This window comes from Curtobacterium sp. MR_MD2014, from assembly GCF_000772085.1.
Classification (GTDB): Bacteria; Actinomycetota; Actinomycetes; order Actinomycetales; family Microbacteriaceae; genus Curtobacterium.
Genome location: NZ_CP009755.1, coordinates 39957 through 55596 on the forward strand (window position 1 = coordinate 39957; position 15640 = coordinate 55596).

At 71.5% G+C, this 15640-nt stretch carries 15 protein-coding genes; 9 read left to right on the forward strand and 6 right to left on the reverse strand.

The features are described from left to right. The first annotated feature begins 19 nt into the window (after window positions 1–19). Together NI26_RS00200 and NI26_RS00205 are read left to right on the forward strand one after the other, a co-directional pair. Window positions 20–547 (forward strand): phenolic acid decarboxylase, encoded by a 528-nt coding sequence (locus NI26_RS00200; RefSeq protein ID WP_066651208.1) that lies wholly within the window; start codon window positions 20–22, stop codon window positions 545–547. After that, entirely contained in the window at window positions 547–1338 is a 792-nt protein-coding gene (locus NI26_RS00205; protein WP_066651209.1) for an alpha/beta hydrolase, read from the forward strand. The genes NI26_RS00200 and NI26_RS00205 overlap by 1 nt, the downstream gene beginning before the upstream one ends. Before the next feature lie 131 nt (window positions 1339–1469). Here the strand turns inward: NI26_RS00205 and mgrA are convergent, their stop codons facing one another. Then, window positions 1470–2513 carry an L-glyceraldehyde 3-phosphate reductase gene (gene mgrA / locus NI26_RS00210; protein ID WP_066651210.1) on the reverse strand — a complete coding sequence of 348 codons (1044 nt, stop codon included), beginning with the start codon at window positions 2511–2513 and terminating at the stop codon, window positions 1470–1472. A gap of 141 nt (window positions 2514–2654) precedes the next feature. Between mgrA and NI26_RS00215 the strand changes: the two genes are divergently transcribed. Genes NI26_RS00215 through NI26_RS00225 form a run of 3 tightly spaced genes read left to right on the forward strand, consistent with a single transcriptional unit; the run spans window position 2655 to window position 4108 of the window. Further along, window positions 2655–2837, forward strand: coding sequence for a hypothetical protein (locus tag NI26_RS00215; RefSeq protein ID WP_066651213.1), 183 nt, complete (start codon window positions 2655–2657; stop codon window positions 2835–2837). 47 nt (window positions 2838–2884) lie between these two features. Further along, window positions 2885–3442 (forward strand): MarR family winged helix-turn-helix transcriptional regulator, encoded by a 558-nt coding sequence (locus NI26_RS00220; protein ID WP_066651217.1) that lies wholly within the window; start codon window positions 2885–2887, stop codon window positions 3440–3442. 48 nt (window positions 3443–3490) lie between these two features. Then, complete coding sequence (locus NI26_RS00225) at window positions 3491–4108, forward strand: TetR/AcrR family transcriptional regulator (protein ID WP_066651220.1); 618 nt, start codon at window positions 3491–3493, stop codon at window positions 4106–4108. A gap of 102 nt (window positions 4109–4210) precedes the next feature. Here NI26_RS00225 and NI26_RS00230 read toward each other — a convergent pair whose 3' ends face one another. From NI26_RS00230 to NI26_RS00240, 3 genes are all read right to left on the reverse strand, one after another. Next, complete coding sequence (locus tag NI26_RS00230; RefSeq protein ID WP_066651222.1) at window positions 4211–5914, reverse strand: beta-N-acetylhexosaminidase; 1704 nt, start codon at window positions 5912–5914, stop codon at window positions 4211–4213. Between the two features lie 43 nt (window positions 5915–5957). Continuing rightward, on the reverse strand, window positions 5958–7280 hold the full coding sequence (locus NI26_RS00235; protein WP_144411182.1) for a hypothetical protein: 1323 nt from the start codon (window positions 7278–7280) through the stop codon (window positions 5958–5960). Window positions 7281–7391: 111 nt separating this feature from the next. After that, window positions 7392–8297, reverse strand: coding sequence for an ROK family protein (locus tag NI26_RS00240; RefSeq protein ID WP_066651223.1), 906 nt, complete (start codon window positions 8295–8297; stop codon window positions 7392–7394). A gap of 216 nt (window positions 8298–8513) precedes the next feature. Here NI26_RS00240 and NI26_RS00245 point away from each other — a divergent pair, with 216 nt between their 5' ends. The 4 genes from NI26_RS00245 to NI26_RS00260 all read left to right on the forward strand — a co-directional run bounded on the left by NI26_RS00245 (window position 8514) and on the right by NI26_RS00260 (window position 13011). Beyond that, window positions 8514–9662: an ROK family transcriptional regulator gene (locus tag NI26_RS00245; RefSeq protein ID WP_066651225.1), complete on the forward strand. Its 1149-nt coding sequence runs from the start codon at window positions 8514–8516 to the stop codon at window positions 9660–9662. A 34-nt stretch (window positions 9663–9696) separates the two neighbouring features. After that, the gene (locus tag NI26_RS00250; RefSeq protein WP_066651228.1) at window positions 9697–11025 is read left to right on the forward strand and encodes a sugar ABC transporter substrate-binding protein; all 1329 of its coding nucleotides are present in this window, start codon (window positions 9697–9699) and stop codon (window positions 11023–11025) included. A gap of 79 nt (window positions 11026–11104) precedes the next feature. Continuing rightward, window positions 11105–12088, forward strand: coding sequence for a carbohydrate ABC transporter permease (locus NI26_RS00255; RefSeq protein WP_066651231.1), 984 nt, complete (start codon window positions 11105–11107; stop codon window positions 12086–12088). Continuing rightward, a complete protein-coding gene (locus NI26_RS00260) occupies window positions 12085–13011 on the forward strand; it encodes a carbohydrate ABC transporter permease (RefSeq protein ID WP_200884123.1) in 927 nt (308 codons plus the stop codon). The genes NI26_RS00255 and NI26_RS00260 overlap by 4 nt, the downstream gene beginning before the upstream one ends. Before the next feature lie 55 nt (window positions 13012–13066). Here NI26_RS00260 and NI26_RS00265 read toward each other — a convergent pair whose 3' ends face one another. Both NI26_RS00265 and NI26_RS00270 read right to left on the reverse strand, forming a co-directional pair. Beyond that, on the reverse strand, window positions 13067–14059 hold the full coding sequence (locus NI26_RS00265) for an alpha/beta hydrolase (protein ID WP_066651234.1): 993 nt from the start codon (window positions 14057–14059) through the stop codon (window positions 13067–13069). Continuing rightward, a complete protein-coding gene (locus NI26_RS00270) occupies window positions 14052–15575 on the reverse strand; it encodes an MFS transporter (protein WP_268746764.1) in 1524 nt (507 codons plus the stop codon). The genes NI26_RS00265 and NI26_RS00270 overlap by 8 nt, the downstream gene beginning before the upstream one ends. Window positions 15576–15640: the final 65 nt, after the last annotated feature.

Consider the following 15640-nt stretch of genomic DNA (forward strand, 5'->3'; position numbering starts at 1 on the left):
TCGGGAGCAAACTCGACGCATGAGCACGCAGACCTCCGTCGAGCACCCCGAACCGCCCCAGGACCTCACCGGCATCGTCGGCCACCGGTTCGTCTACACGTACGCCAACGGCTGGCAGTACGAGATGTACGTCAAGAACGCGACGACCATCGACTACCGCATCCACACCGGCCACGTCGGCGGTCGCTGGGTGAAGGACCAGACCGTCGACCTCGTCGCCCTCGCCCCCGGCGTCTACAAGGTGTCCTGGAACGAGCCGACCGGCACCAGCGTCGTCGTCAACGTCGTCCCGGAGCAGCGCGTCCTGCACGGCACGATCTTCTTCCCGCGCTGGATCGAGCTCGACGGGCAGAAGACCGTGCTGTTCCAGAACGACCACCTGGACGACATGCAGCGCTTCCGCGACGAGGGTCCGACCTACCCGATCTACGTCGTGCCGGAGTTCGCGCACATCACGCTGTTCGAGCACGTCGGCGCGGACGACGAGACCGTGATCGACACCGCTCCCGGTGACCTGCCGGCCGGCTGGGCGGACCGGACGAACTGATGTCCGTCGTGCCGCTGCGGGGCGCCGATCCCCGCACCACCCCGACCACGCTCGACCACCACGGTCGGACGGTCCGCGGATGGCAGTGGGAGCCGCAGGACGGTGCGGCCGCGGATGCGCCCGTCGTGCTGCTCGTGCACGGCTTCAGCGACAGTGCGCTCGGCGGGCACCAGCTCTTCGTGCAGACCGCACGACACCTGGTCGCCCGAGGCGCGGTCGTCCGCAGTCACGACCGACTCGGACAGGGCGCCAGTGACGGGGAGTTCGCGGACATCACCATCCGTGACGAGGTGGAGCAGGTCGTCACGATGATCCGCGCCGCCGACCGTGGGCAGGGCGTGCACGTCGTCGCGCACAGCCTGGGGGCCGTCGAGTCGGCGCTCGCCGCGGCGCAGGAGCCCTCGCTCGTCCGGACGCTCACGCTGTGGTCGCCCGCCGGCGTCGTCGTGGACGACATCACGGAGCACGACGTGATCCAGGGGCAGCCGCTCGCCCCGGTGCGCGAGCACGGATGGTTCGACTTCGGCGGGATGCCCCTCGGTGGCGCGTTCATCGCCGACGTGCAGGACGACCTCGACGTGTACGGGCCGGTGTCGGGCTACGGCGGACCGGCCGACGTGGTGCACGGCAGCGAGGACGCGATCGTGCCGGTGTCGTACGGTCGCCGGTACGCCGACCTCCTGCCGGGTGCGCGACTCACGGTCGTCGACGGTGCGGACCACGGCTGGTCCTCGGTGCCCTTCCGCGAGCGGCTCCTGGCGCTGCTGGACGAGCGGCTCGGCCTGCGCTGACGCCACCGTCCCGCACGACGCAACGTCGGCGGCAACTCGCAGCGGTACAGCGCTGCGAGCGACCGCCGACGTTGCGTTCCGCGATCCGCGCCGGGCCAGGCCGGACGGAACCGGGTCGAACCTCGCGGGGGTCAGCTCACCTGACCGGAACGGGCTCCCGACCACAGGTCGACGTCGAGCACGCCGACCGAGTGCTCGTCGATGCGGCGCAGCTCGTCGTCCGTGAAGGACAGGTTGCCGAGCGCCGCGACGTTCTGCTCGAGCTGCTCGACGCGCGACGCCCCGATGACGAGCGAGGTCACCCGCTCGTCGCGCAGTGCCCACGCGAGTGCGAGCTGCGCGAGGCTCTGCCCGCGGTCGGACGCGATGTCGTTCAACGCCCGCAGGTGTCCGACGACCTCGTCCGTCAGGGACCCGGCGTCGAGGGACTTCCCGGCGGCGGCGCGCGAGTCCTCCGGCACGCCGTCGAGGTACCGCCCGGTGAGCAGGCCCTGCGCGAGCGCGGTGAAGCCGATGACGCCGAAGCCCAGGTCGCCCGCGGCGTCGAGCAGGCCCTCGTCCTCGATCCAGCGGTTGAGCATCGAGTACGAGGGCTGGTGGATGAGGAGCGGCGTGCCCAGGTCGCGGAGGATCTCGGCGGCCTGTCGGGAGCGCTCCGCGTCGTAGGACGAGATCCCGACGTAGAGCGCCTTGCCCTGCTGGACCGCGGTGTGGAGTGCGCCCATGGTCTCCTCGAGCGGGGTCGAGGCGTCGAGGCGGTGCGAGTAGAAGACGTCGACGTAGTCCAGGCCCATCCGCTCGAGCGACTGGTCGAGCGAGGCGAGCACGTACTTCCGCGAGCCGCCGCCCTGCCCGTACGGCCCGGGCCACATGTCCCAGCCCGCCTTCGTCGAGATCACCATCTCGTCGCGGTAGGGACGGAAGTCCTCGCGCATGAGCCGGCCGAAGTTCACCTCGGCGGCGCCGTAGGGCGGGCCGTAGTTGTTCGCGAGGTCGTGGTGCGTGATGCCGAGGTCGAACGCCCGACGGCTGATCGCCCGCTGCGTCTCGAAGGGCTTGTCGTCGCCGAAGTTGTGCCAGTAGCCCAGCGAGAGCAGTGGCAGGTCGAGGCCGGAGCGGCCGGTCCGGCGGTAGGGCATGGAGTCGTAGCGGTCGTCCGCGGCGATGTAGGACATGGGACCCATCCTGGCCCCGCCCCGTCGAGTGCCGCGCGAACCGTACAGAACGCGAAAGGTTCGTTGCACTGATCGTTCGCGTCGTGAAACAGTTCACTCGTCCGACCAGGACGGCAACGACGCAGGAAGGCGGGATCAGCCATGCACAGCACGTACTCCGGGATGCCGCGCACCACACGGATGTCCGCGACCCACACGCGGGTCGGCCTGACCGACCCCGCCGTGATCGACGCCTGGGTGTCCCGGCGCATCCAGGACCCGTCGCTCCTGTCGACGCGCAGCGAACCGTCGTACGCTGACTTCTTCACGGCGCCCACCGCGTAGCCACCCGCTCCGACCGGATCCGCCCGACAGAGAGACCCCACCAGCCGATGCCCCTGACCGTCGTCCGCCGTGAGCACGTCCACCTCTACGCCAGGGAGCCGCGGTCGAAGGCCGCGAAGGTCGCCGTCGACGCGCTCCTGCGTCTGCAGCACGTCGAGGAGCAGCAGCTCGAGCAGGCCCGCACCGAGAGCGGCCTGACGAAGAACGAGTTCCTGACGGTGCGGTACATGCTGCAGGCGCACCGGGACGGTCGGGCGATGGGCCCGAAGGACCTCGCCGTCATGCTCAACGTCTCGAACGCGTCGGTCACGAAGATCGTCGACGGGCTCGCGGCGAAGGGCGACATCGTCCGCGTCCCGCACCCCACCGACCGACGGGCGCAGGTGCTCGAGCCGACGGTGCAGGCCGCCGAGAAGATCGACTCGTCGTACGCCCGGTTCCACGAGGCCGTGGTCGGCGTGATGGACCACCTGTCGAGCGAGGACAACGAGGTGCTCGCGCGCTGCCTGTCGCAGATCACCGACGCCCTCGCGGTCGGGACCCCGACACCCGTCGACGAGTACACGGTCGACCCCGACGGCGCTGCGGAGCCGAACGACTCCTAGTGGCGACCGCAGGGTGGCGCGAAAACCTTCCAGCGGTAAGTTGGGGGGATGACGCACGAGGTCGACGACGACGGCGCGACCCCGCCCCGACGCGGCGGGTACCGCAAGGGCGCCGAACGCCGTGCGCAGATCCTCGACGAGATGATCCGCATGGTCGCGGCGCAGGGCGTCGACGCGTCGTCGCTCCGCTCGGTCGCCGACGCGCTCGGGATCACCCACGCGGCGCTCCGGCACTACTTCCCGAGCCGCGACGAACTGCTGCTCGCCGTCTACCGCGAGCACGAGGTGCGTGAGCAGGACGCCCCGGACCGCCTGCGGTCCGCGATCGGCGACATGCGCGAGAGCGCGTCGCGGAACCGCGCGGTCCCCGGGCTCGTGCAGCTCTACACGACGCTCGCGGCCGACGCCGTGCAGGAGGGGCACCCCGCCACGCGCGACTTCATGCGCGAGCGCTTCACCCGGCTCCGCGCCGACCTCGCCGAGCTGATCGCCGCGGACCAGGCCGCCGGACGGATCCGGGCCGACCTGGACCCGGTCGACCTGGCCAGCCTCGGCATCGCCGCGTCCGACGGCCTGCAGGTGCAGTGGCTGCTCGACCCGGAGGCGGTCGACGGCGAGCGGGTGCTCCGCCTGCTCGAGTCGATCATCCCCGCCGCGGACGACTGAGGCGGCTCCGCGCGGCCGGACCCGTCGCCGGTGCGCCACCAGCGACGGACGGGAGGCGCGTGGCGGTGCCGCCACGCGCCTCCCGTCCGTAGGTCGCCCCGTTCAGGACGCCGGCGCACCGTCCGCGATGTTCGCCGTGATCGCGTCGACGTACGCCGCGCGTTCCTCGCGGCTGTGGGGGCGACCCGGCACACCGGGCCGTTCCTCCCACGGGCGCGGGCCGGACTCGTGCCGGTACGCGACGCCGAGCGCGTCGAGCCGGGCGAGGTGGTGCGTCAACCGCTGCCGGAACTCCTCGACGTCGCGAGGGCGGGCGACGTCCGCCGACCAGAGCGCCTCGGACAGGGCGACCACGCGCGGGAACAGCTGGTAGTCGAGTCGGCCGACGGTGTCGACGTGCTCGGTCCACATGTTCGCCTGCCCGCCGATGACGTGTGCCCGCTCCGCCTCGGTGAGCTCCGCGGGCACCGGGTCGAAGGCGTACACGTCGTCGACGGTGAGCACGATCGACACCGGGATCGGCTCGTTCGGCAGGTCGCTCTGCCGGTAGTCGAGGTAGACCTGGTCGTCCGGTGTCGAGATGACGTCGTGCCCACGCCGTGCGGCGGTGATCGCACCCTGCAACCCGCGCCACGAGACGACGGTCGCCGACGGGGACAGCGTGCCGCCCTCGAGGATCTCGTCCCACCCGAACGCCCGGCGTCCGTGCGACTCGAGGTGCGCCGCGAGCTGTCCGACGATCCAGGCCTGCAGCTGCTCCTCGTCCGCGAGGCCGAGCTCCCGGATGCGCTCCTGGGTGCGGGGATCGTCCTCCCACTGGTCCTTCGGGCACTCGTCGCCGCCGAGGCCGATGTACTCGGAGGGGAAGAGCGCGACGACCTCGTCGAGCACGTCCGTGAAGAACCGCACCGTGCTGTCCTCGGCGTTCATCACGTCGTGCGCGATGCCCCACTCGGTCCACACGTCGAGCTGCCGCTCCGGGTGCACGCCGAGCTCCGGGTACGCGGCCAGCGCGGCGCGGACGTGTCCGGGGGTCTCGATCTCCGGCACGACCGTGACGAACCGGTCGGCCGCGTAGGCCACGATCTCGCGGATGTCGTCCTGGGTGTAGGAGCCGCCGTGCGGGCGTCCGTCCTTCCCCGCGACCCGGAGGGTGCCGTCCGCGTCCGGCACGTGTGCGCCGACCTGCGACTCGGTGCGCCACGACCCGACCTCGGTGAGCCGCGGGTACTTCGTGATCTCGATGCGCCAGCCCTGGTCCTCGGTCAGGTGGAAGTGCAGGCGGTTGAGCCGGTGCACGGCGAGCTGGTCGACGAGGCGCAGGACCTCCGCCTTCGTGCGGAAGTGCCGGGCGACGTCGAGCATCACGCCGCGCCAGGCGAAGGCCGGGGCGTCCTCGACGACCGTCACCGGGAGCGTCCATCCCTCGGTGCGCACCTGGCCGCGGCGGTACACGTCGGCGGGGAGCAGCTGGAGGAGTGCCTGGACGCCGTAGAAGACGCCGGCGGGGCCACCGCCGGTGACGACGACGCCCTCGGTGGTGACCTCCAGCCGGAAGGCCTCCGAGCGGTCACCGCCGGGGCCCTCCGGCAGGTCACTCGGATCGGCGGCGATCCGGAGGGCGACCAGGGGGACGTCGGTCGCGCCGGCGGCGCCGAACAGGGGGAGACGGGTGGAGGCGCGCAGGACCTGCTGCAGGTACTGCGCGACCGGCTCGGCCGCGGGGTCGGCGGTGACGCGGGTCCGCTCGTCGAGGGTGAACGAGCCGGCGCCGTCGACGCGGGAGCGGGGGCGGGGGATGAGCATGCGGTGCTGTCCTTCCGGGGTGGTCGGGGACGGATCGGGATGGTCAGAGGCGGAACGGGTTCGTGCGGGTGACGGCGAGCAGGTACCAGGCCGTCGCACCGGTGTGCAGGCTCGAGTGGTAGAGGTCGCCGAACCCGGTGTCGAGTCCGTCGGACGACGCCGAGACGATGCCCTTCCCGTCGCCGTTCGCCTGCGTGCGCTGCGCGAGCTGGACGCTGTCGAGGACCGAGGCGGACCGGGTGCGGTCCGTTCGCGTGCCCCGCGCCTCCAGGGCGAGCGCCAGCTGACCGGACCCCTCGAACCAGACCTTGCTGACGTCCGTGTCCGAGAAGGACGGGCCGGTGTACGGACCGTCGTGGGCGATGAGGTGGTCGAGCACCCAGGTGACCGATGCGGAGTACCGGCGATCGAGCGTGGCGAGGTACGCCCAGACCTGCACGTCCTCGGGGATCGGCGTGCGGTTGATCGTCGTGCCGTCCGGGTCGGTGCCGGTCCAGAGGTGCCCGTCGGTCCGGTCCTGCATCGCGCGGACGAAGGTCTCCGCCAGGGTCGCTCGTCGGGACCAGGTGCGGTCGCCGGTGAGCCGGGCGAGCTGGGTGAAGAACGCCGTCACGTCGATGTTGTGCTCGGTCGACTTGTAGGTGATCGGCTGGTCGTCGGCGTTCCGTCCGCCCGTGTACCCGGCGGGCTGCCGTACGTCGTCGCGGGCGTTCGTCTCGATCCAGGCGCCGAGCCGGAGCGCCCCGTCGAGGAACCGACGTTCCCGGGTGACCACGAACAGGCGGCAGAACGCCATGCCGACCCACGACTGGTTCCCCGTGTAGGCGGCGGGGGAACCGATGTCGATCGGACGCGGGGGCGTCGCGACGGGGAAGGTGTCGGGTTGGTACGAGGCCCGGGTCCGACCGTCGCCGATCGGGTCCGCAGCCTGCAGCGCCAGCAGGGTGTCCCCGAGCACCGTGGCCCGCTGGACGTCGCGGTGCCGGCCCCGGCCGAGCCAGGCCAGCACCATGAGGGCATCGTCGTAGGCGAACGACGACACGAACTCGGTGGGCAGCGACGCGAAGTACCCACCGAAGTAGCTGCGGGGGAGGCGGAGCTCCGTGCCGGAGCCGTACTCGTCCATGCGGAGGTCGAGGTACTCGTAGGCGAGGTCGCGGGAACGGCCGCGCGACACCGGACCGGCCGGGGGTCGAGCACCCCCGCGCGGTACGGCCGGCGGCGTCGCGGCGGCGATGCCCGGGGCGCCGAGCGTGACCGCGGCGGACGCGACGGTCGCCGCGGCGCCGAGCACGATCCCTCGGCGCGTCAGCGTGCCGCTCGCTCGGGGGCTGTCGTGGTCGGAGGGACGGGATGTTCCGGTCATGGCGTGCTCACTTCCGCTGCGTCGGGACGCGATCGGTGGGTTCGAGGCTTCGGTGGTGCGGGCGGCCGGTCGACCGCGGTCAGGCGGTCGAGACGGCTGGCTCGACCGCGGTCAGGCGGTCGAGACGGCCGGCGCGGGTGCGAGGAACGCGGCCCCGAGTGCGGCGAGCGGACGGTCGACGGGGGCGATGTGGACCCTGGACGACAGGTCGAGCGAGGCGGCGAAGGGGGACGTGCGCGCGGCGCCGTCGAAGCCGGCGCGCACGAGGGCGAGCAGGCGTTCGCCGAGGGTGGCGAGCCCACCGCCGACGACGACCGACTCGACGTCGGCCGTGACGACGAGGATGCGCACGGCCGATGCGAGGCCCGAGACGAAGCGGTCGCGGACGGCGACGGCAGCGGGATCACCCGCGTCGGCCGAGTCGAACAGGGCCGTCGCTGCGGAGCTGCCGTGGCCCGGCCACGCGACTGCCAGGGCGGACCCCGATGCGAGGGTCTCGAGGCAGCCGCGCTGACCGCACACGCAGGGCTGCCCGTCCGGCACGACCGGGATGTGCCCGACCTCGCCGGCGTTGCCCCGTGCTCCGCGCCACAGGCGCCGGTCGACGACGAGTCCGGCGGCGAGTCCCGTCCCGATGTTCAGGTACGCGTGCGGCCCGTCGAGCTGCATCGCCTGCGCGGCACCGAGCGCGGCGACGTTCACGTCGTTCTCGACCTGGACCGCCGCGCCCGTCGCAGCGGCCACCAGCGGACCGAGTGCGACCTCCGAGAGCCCGAGGTTGACAGCGTGTCGCACCCAGCCGGTCTCGTGGTCGACCAGACCGGGGACACCGATGCCGATCGTGTCCGCGGTCGAGCGCGTCCGGACCTCGAGCGATCGGACGACGGCGAGCGTCTCGGCCACCACCGCGTCGGGCCCGAAGCCGGTCGGGACCCGGACCCGATCGACCACGTCGCCCGCCGGTGAGACGGCGACGGCGTCGATCTTCGTCCCGCCGATGTCGAGGCCGATCCTCATGGTGCTCCCGTCCTGGGGGTGCGCGGCCTCGTCAGCGAGGACGCGGCGTCAAGGCTGCGCATGCGGGTTAGTAAACACGCCTAACTCGACGCTGGCAAGAGCGTGTCGAGCAGTGTTTCCCCGAGATCACGGGGCTGTTACGGCTTCAGATCGGTGCTTGACATCGGATTAGGAACGGTCCTTTACTAAGGCAACCACTCGGAGGGAGGAACCCCATTGGCGAACGACACGGATGCTCCGGCACCCTTCGCGGCGCAGGTACGGCGTCAACGGAGCAAGGCCCTGCCGCAGCACAGCCGGGCGCTCAACCGCTCCCTGATCCTGCAGACGCTCTTCACCGACGGCGCGATGAGCCGAGCGGACCTCTCCCGGCACTCGGGGCTCACCCGGCCGACCGTCTCCGGTCTGGTCGCCGAACTCGAGGCCGATGCCCTCGTCACCGAACTCGGGCCCCGCGAGGACCTGCGCGTCGGGAAGCCCGCGACCCTGATCAACCTGAACGTCGACGCCTTCCACATCGTCGTCCTGGACCTCTCCGTCCCCGACCACTTCGTCGGGGCGGTCACGAACCTGCGTGGCGACGTCGTCGACAGCGCGAAGATCGAGGTCGACGGTGCCGTCGGGGACCAGGCCCTCAACCGCATCATCCGACTCGTCGAGCGCCTGGCGGCGACGACGTCGCGTCGCCTGCTCGGGATCGCCGTCGGGTGCCCCGGCGTCATCGACGAGACGGGCACGGTCCTCGACTCGGTCGCACTCGGGGGCGGCTTGCCCCTGCAGCGGCAGCTCGCCGAGCACTTCCGGCTCCCGGTGCACGTCCTCAACGACGCGAACGTCGCGGCGCTCGGCGTCCACGCCTTCGAGGTCGACCCGACCCGGGACGTGCTCGTCGTCGCGCTCGAGCACGGCGTGGGGACGGGGATGGTGCTCGGCGGACGACTCGTGCTCGGCGAGCGCTACGCGGCAGGTGAGATCGGCCACCTGACGATCGACGAGGACGGCGAGCCGTGCCCCTGCGGGCGCCGTGGGTGCCTCGAGGTGATCATCGGGGCCGACCACCTGGCTCGGCGGCTCGACGCTGCCCCCGTCGCCGACCGTGCCGGCCTCCTCCGGTCTGCGGGGGACACCCTCGGCCGGGTGCTCGCTCCGATCGTCAGTGCCGTGAACATCACCGAGATCGTCGTCACCGGGCCCGCCGACCTCGTCGAGGGCCCCCTCGTGCAAGCCGTGCACGACACCGTCTCGGCCCGCACGCTCGCGAGCGTGGGTGACGACCTCGCCGTGACGGCCACGTCCACCAACAGCGACCTGATCCTCCGGGGCGGGGCAGCGTTCCTGCTCGCCGCGGAGCTCGGGGTCAGCTGATCCGACACAGCAGAACGACCACCAAGGAGAAGCAATGCGTACGAAGAAGTTCGCGGCAGCAGCTGCCGTGGCCCTGACCGTCGCCCTCGGGGTGACCGCGTGCTCCAGCGCCGGCAACACCGGTGCTGGTGGCAGCGGTGGCACCAAGGAGATCGGGGACGTCAAGGGGGACGGCAAGACGCTGACCGTGTGGGCGATGACCGGGGACTACTCCGACAAGACCATCGCCGCGATCAACGACCAGTTCGAGAAGGAGACCGGCGCGAAGGTCAAGGTGCAGATCCAGCAGTGGGACGGCATCACGACCAAGGTCTCGACCGCGCTGGCCACGAACACGCCGCCGGACGTCCTCGACCTCGGCAACACGCAGGTCGCGAGCTACGCCGCGAACGGCGCGTTGCTGGACCTCACCCCGTACGAGTCGGACCTGGCACAGGGGCAGACCTGGCTCGACGGCCTGTCCGACCCGGCCACGGTGGAGGGCTCGCTCTACGGCGTCCCCGGTTTCGCCGGCGCCCGATCGGTCATCTACAACAAGCAGATGTGGAAGGACGCCGGCATCACGGAGGTCCCGACCACCTACGAGGAACTGACGGCCGACCTCGACAAGGTCAAGGCAGCGAACACCGCGAAGGACTTCTCCGCCTTCTACATGCCCGGTCAGTACTGGTACGCCGGGATGCAGTTCGTCTGGGACGCGGGCGGTGACATCGCGACCGAGGACGGCGGGACGTGGAAGGCCGGGTTCGGCGACGCGAAGGCGCAGCAGGGCCTCGAGGACTTCCGGGCGTTCGCGAACGCGTACTCGACGAAGGCCTCGGCCACCCTCAACACCGACAGCCCGGACATGAACCAGGTCTTCGCGGACGGCAAGACATCGGCCATCCTCAGCACCAGCGGCACGCTCGGCCTCATCGAGCAGGCGAACCCGGAGATGACGGCGGACACGATGGGCACCTTCCCGTTCCCGGGGAAGTCCGGGAAGACACAGCCGGTCATGCTCGGTGGATCGGACTGGGGCATCGCAGCGAAGTCCGGCAACACCGACCTGGCGCTCAAGTGGGTCGAGATCGCGTCGAGCCCGGACGTCCAGAGCAAGTACGTCTACGGCGACAACGGCTGGATCCCGAACAGCACCGAGGGCATCAAGGCCGCCGACTCCAGCCTGAGCGAGATCAACAAGGCCTTCTTCACCGCGGCGTTGAACTCGAAGGCGACCCCGGCCAACGCCCGGTGGGCCGACCTCGAGGGTGACCAGAGCATCAACACCCTCTTCTCGAGCATCGTCTCCGGTTCGAAGACGCCGGAGGAAGCCGCGGCGACCTTCGACAAGGCCGCCGACGACGTCCTGAACAAGCAGTAGGACGACCCACCAGGACGGTGCGGGCGCCGTCGTCACGCGACGGCTCCCGCACCGCCCGCCCCGACCGGAAAGGCCAGACGTGACCGTCTCAGCCACCCGCCCGAGCACGGAGCGCCGCAGCCGCCCCGACCGCTCGCCCGGGGATCGTCCCGGCGGCGCTCCGCAGCGCCGGGCAACCCGCTCGTTCGCCCCCCTCTGGCTCCTGACCCCAGCAGGGCTCGTGCTCGTCTTCGTGACGGTCGCCCCCATCGTCTTCCTGGTCTTCACGTCGTTCACCGACTACGACCAGCGCTCGCTCTTCACCGGTGCGTACGACGCCGTCGGGCTGGCGCAGTACGGGCAGATCCTCTCCGACCCGGCCTTCTGGGCATCGCTCGTCCGCACCGTGCTGTTCACGGCGGCGATGGTCCTCGGGAGCATCCTGATCGGCGCGGGCGTCTCGCACCTGATGACCCGGCTGGGCGTGGTGCTCCGCTACGCCGTCACGATCGTCCTGATCTGTGCGTGGGGCATGCCGAACGTGGCGTCCTCGCTCGTGTGGAACTGGCTCTTCCAGCCGGGCTACGGGGTCGTGAACTGGGCGCTCACGCAGCTCCGGGTCTTCGGTGACATGACCGACACCGACTGGGGCAACAGCGCCGGCCTGGCGTACACGTCCATCTGGATGCTCGTCGTCTGGCAGGCGGTGCCCTTCATCGCGCTCACCCTGTACGCCGCCGAGACGCAGATCCCGATCGAGGTGAAGGAGGCCGTCCGGCTCGACGGCGGCTCCGAGTGGACGGTGTACCGCGTCGTCACGATCGAGTACCTCCGACCGACCCTGCTCCTCGTCACGATGCTCTCGATCATCTGGGACTTCAACGTCTTCAACCAGATCTGGCTCGTCTCGCAGGGCGGTCCGGACGGTGCGACGTCCACCCTCGGTGTCTTCACCTACGTCACCGCATTCGTCGGGCACGACATCGGGACCGGCTCGGCGGTCGCCGTGATCGCGGCGCTGATCCTCATGGCGCTCAGTGCCCTCTACATCCGGAACCTCGTCCGATCGGGAGAAGAGCTGTGACCACCGCGATGCCGACGGGCGTCCCCGTCCGAGCCGACGTCCCCGAAGCCGTCCCCACCCCCGAGGGCGTCGCGGCGACGAGACGCATCCGCCGTCGCCGGCGCCCCGTGCGCTGGATCAGCAGCTCCATCGCGATCGTGTTCTGCGTCGTCTGGATCTTCCCGGTCTACTGGATGATCAACACGGCCTTCAAGCCCCGCTCCGAGGCCCTGACCAGCACCCCGCTCTTCGCTCCGGCTCACCCCACGCTCGACAACTTCGTGACGGCCTTCACCCGAGCGGACTTCCTGATCTACCTGGGCAACTCGACCATCGTCGTGGCAGGGGCCGTCGTGCTCTCGCTGGCCCTGGGCATCCTGGCGTCGGCGGCACTCTCGCGGTTCCGGTTCCGTGGCCGTCGCACGATCCTCGTCACGATCCTGCTCGTCCAGATGCTGCCGGGGACCGCACTGCTCATCCCGCAGTTCCTCATCTTCAACCAGGTCGGCCTCACCGGTACCTACGCGGGGCTGATCCTGGCCTACGTGGCTGCGGTGCTGCCGTTCTCGATCTGGGTCATGCGCGGCTTCTTCCTCGCGATCCCGATGGAGGTCGAGGAGGCAGCGCGCATCGACGGTGCCAGTACGTGGCAGGTCCTGACGAAGGTGCTCTTCCCCCTGGTGATGCCGGGCATGATCGCGACGAGCGTCTTCGCGTTCATCGCCGCGTGGAACGACTACATCGTCGCGTACACGTTCATGCAGGACCAGGCGCACTACACGCTGCCCGTGTGGCTCGCGTCGTTCACCACCCAGACGACCGGCACCGACTTCACCGGTCAGATGGCCGCGTCCGTGCTGTTCTCGCTGCCGGTCGTGGTGTTCTTCATGATCATCCAGCGCAACCTGGTCTCGGGGATGTCGGCGGGAGCGGTGAAGGGCTGACTCGACGGACGGGAGGCACGGTGCGGGTCCGCACCGTGCCTCCCGTCCGTGCGCGTCAGGTGCGCGGCGCCGGGTCGGGTTCCCCGAGCAGCCGGGTCGTCCAGTCGGCGAGGGCCGCGACCGCCGACCGCGAGACCGCCGCTCCCGGCACCATGCTCGTGAAGCCGTGGAACGCGCCCGGCCACACGTGCAGCTCGGCGTCGACCCCGGCGGCCCACAGCGCGCTCGCGAACGCCACGGTCTCGTCACGGAAGACCTCGGCGCTGCCGCAGTCGACGTAGGTGCGGGGGAGTCCGGACAGGTCCTCGGCGCGCGCCGGTGCCGCGTACGGGGACACGTCGTCGGTGCCCCGGCGCTCGCCGAGGTACGCGCCCCAGCTGAAGTGCATCGCCTGGCGGTCGGCCACGCCGACGCCGTCGATCTGCCGGGTCGACACGGAGGCGTCGCGGTCGTCGAGCATCGGGGAGACCAGGACCTGCGCGAGGACCTCGGGGCCGCTGCGGTCCCGGGCAAGGAGGACGGTCCCCGCGGCGAGGCCCCCGCCGGCGCTCTGGCCGGCGACGACGAGGCGCGCCCGGTCGATGCCGAGCTCGTCGGCGTGCTCCGCGACCCAGACGAGTCCGGCGTAGCAGTCCTCGACCGGGGTCGGGTCGGGGTGCTCCGGGGCGAGACGGTAGTCCACGCTGACCAGCACGACGTCGTGGTCGAGCAGCCAGTCGTCGTACGATTCGAGGTTGCCGAGGTGGTGGCCCATCACCATGCCCCCGCCGTGGATCGTGTAGACGCCCGTGGTCGGACCGGTCCGGCCGGCGCGCTGGATGACCGCGAGGTCGATCGGGTCACCGCCGTGTCCGGGGACGGTGATGCGCCGCCGCTCGAGCCCGCGGGCGCGCAGGCGGTCGTCGAGCTCCTGCTCGGTGATCTCGAGCGCACGCATCCGGGGCAGGGCCGCGGCGTCGATGGTGAACGGTCCACGGGCCTCGAGTGCGGTGAGGAAGACGCCGAGTTCGGGGTCGAAGGGCGGGCGGGGCGAGGTGGTGTCAGGCACGGGAGGGCTCCTGGTGGTGGTCGGCGGAAGTGGACGAGGAAGAGGAAGAGGAAGAGGACGTGGACGGCACCGGCGGGGTCGGGGTCGGCGTCGGTTCCGGCGTGCCCGCGCCGCGTCGCGCGCGGAGCACCCCGACGGCGACGAACAGCGCCGCGACCACGGTGATCACGGCCCCGGCGACCTGCAGCGCACCGACGACGGCGGCAGCGTGCGCTGCCGTGGTCCGGGCGACGGTCACGCTGCCGGGGACGAGCGCGGCGAGCACCGTCCCGGTCGCAGCGATCCCCACCGCCGTGGCGAGTTCGCTCGCGGTGTCGACGAGTGCCGCCCCGATCGACGTGCGGTCCGTCGGGAGCCCGGACAGGACACTCGCGCCGGCGACCGCTCCGACGACACGCATCCCGGCCGCGACGAGCACGAGGGCGACCGCGACCGCCGGGTACCCGGTACGCCCGGACAGGGTGAACACGGCGAGCCCGACGACGACGGCCGTGGCGCTCGTCCACGCGGCCCGATCGAGCCCGACCCGCCGGACGAAGGGCCCGACGAAGCGGCCGCTCGCGAGGAGCACCACGACCTGGGGCAGGGTGCCGAGCGCGGCGAGGGCCGGCGGCCACCCCCACGCAGCCTGCAGCTGCAGGGTCACCGCGTAGGACAGCCCGGCGGTGGCGAGCCCGGCGGCGGCCTTGTACGCCAGACCGCTCGCGACGAGGGGCCGTGCCACCAGGGTGAGGTCGAGCAGCGGGTGCGGGGCCGTCCGCTCCCGCACGACGAAGCCCGCGACGGCGGCGACGGTGGCGGTCGCCGCGGCCCAGGTCGGCCAGCCGGTGGTGGACACGGCGAGCGTCGGGGTCACCAGGACGCCGACGACGGCGGCCGTGCCGAGCACGGCGCCGACGAGGTCGAGAGGGTGCCGGTGCAGGTCCGCCGGCCGATCGGCCACGATCCCGGAGCGGATGCCGACGAGCGCGACGAGGGCGATCGGCACGTTCGCCACCAGGAGCACCTGCCACGGCGCCACCGCGAGCACGAACCCGCCGATCGTCGGGCCGACCGCCAGCCCGACGAGCCCGGCGGTCGACACCACGGTCAACGCCCGGACGCGCAGGTGGTCGGCGGAGAAGAGCCGGAAGGTCAGGGCCATCGAGCCGGGCGTGGTCATCGCGGCGGCGAGGCCCGTGAGGACCCGGACGACGACGAGCTGCTCCACGCTGGTCACCAGGACGGTCGCGGCGCTCGCCGCGGCGAGCAGCACCAGCCCGACGAGCATCGTTCGGCGGCGGCCGAACCGGTCGGCGACCGCCCCGAACAGGAGCATGAGCCCGCCGAACGCGACCGAGTACGCGCTCGAGACCCACTGGAGCGAGGCAGTGGACGCGGCGAGGTCTCGACCGATCGTCGGCAGGGCGACGGTGAGGACCGAGTTGTCGAGCATCTCGAACAGGAACACGGCGGACAGCCCGGACAGGGCGATCCACGCGTCACGGAGACGGGCGGGTGGGGTGTGTGCAGACACGGGTGCACTCCTTTGATGAAGAAGTGGCGACTCCCGTGAGACGCGTGCACGCTCCCGGCCGGCGA

Excerpts from the sequence above, each read along its gene's own strand:
- mgrA (WP_066651210.1), bottom strand. The coding sequence starts at position 2,513 with ATGTCCTACATCGCCGCGGACGACCGCTACGACTCCATGCCCTACCGC.
- NI26_RS00240 (WP_066651223.1), bottom strand. The coding sequence starts at position 8,297 with ATGAGGATCGGCCTCGACATCGGCGGGACGAAGATCGACGCCGTCGCC.
- NI26_RS00200 (WP_066651208.1), top strand. The coding sequence starts at position 20 with ATGAGCACGCAGACCTCCGTCGAGCACCCCGAACCGCCCCAGGACCTC.
- NI26_RS00225 (WP_066651220.1), top strand. The coding sequence starts at position 3,491 with ATGACGCACGAGGTCGACGACGACGGCGCGACCCCGCCCCGACGCGGC.
- NI26_RS00235 (WP_144411182.1), bottom strand. The coding sequence starts at position 7,280 with ATGACCGGAACATCCCGTCCCTCCGACCACGACAGCCCCCGAGCGAGC.
- NI26_RS00250 (WP_066651228.1), top strand. The coding sequence starts at position 9,697 with ATGCGTACGAAGAAGTTCGCGGCAGCAGCTGCCGTGGCCCTGACCGTC.
- NI26_RS00230 (WP_066651222.1), bottom strand. The coding sequence starts at position 5,914 with ATGCTCATCCCCCGCCCCCGCTCCCGCGTCGACGGCGCCGGCTCGTTC.
- NI26_RS00220 (WP_066651217.1), top strand. The coding sequence starts at position 2,885 with ATGCCCCTGACCGTCGTCCGCCGTGAGCACGTCCACCTCTACGCCAGG.
- NI26_RS00205 (WP_066651209.1), top strand. The coding sequence starts at position 547 with ATGTCCGTCGTGCCGCTGCGGGGCGCCGATCCCCGCACCACCCCGACC.
- NI26_RS00215 (WP_066651213.1), top strand. The coding sequence starts at position 2,655 with ATGCACAGCACGTACTCCGGGATGCCGCGCACCACACGGATGTCCGCG.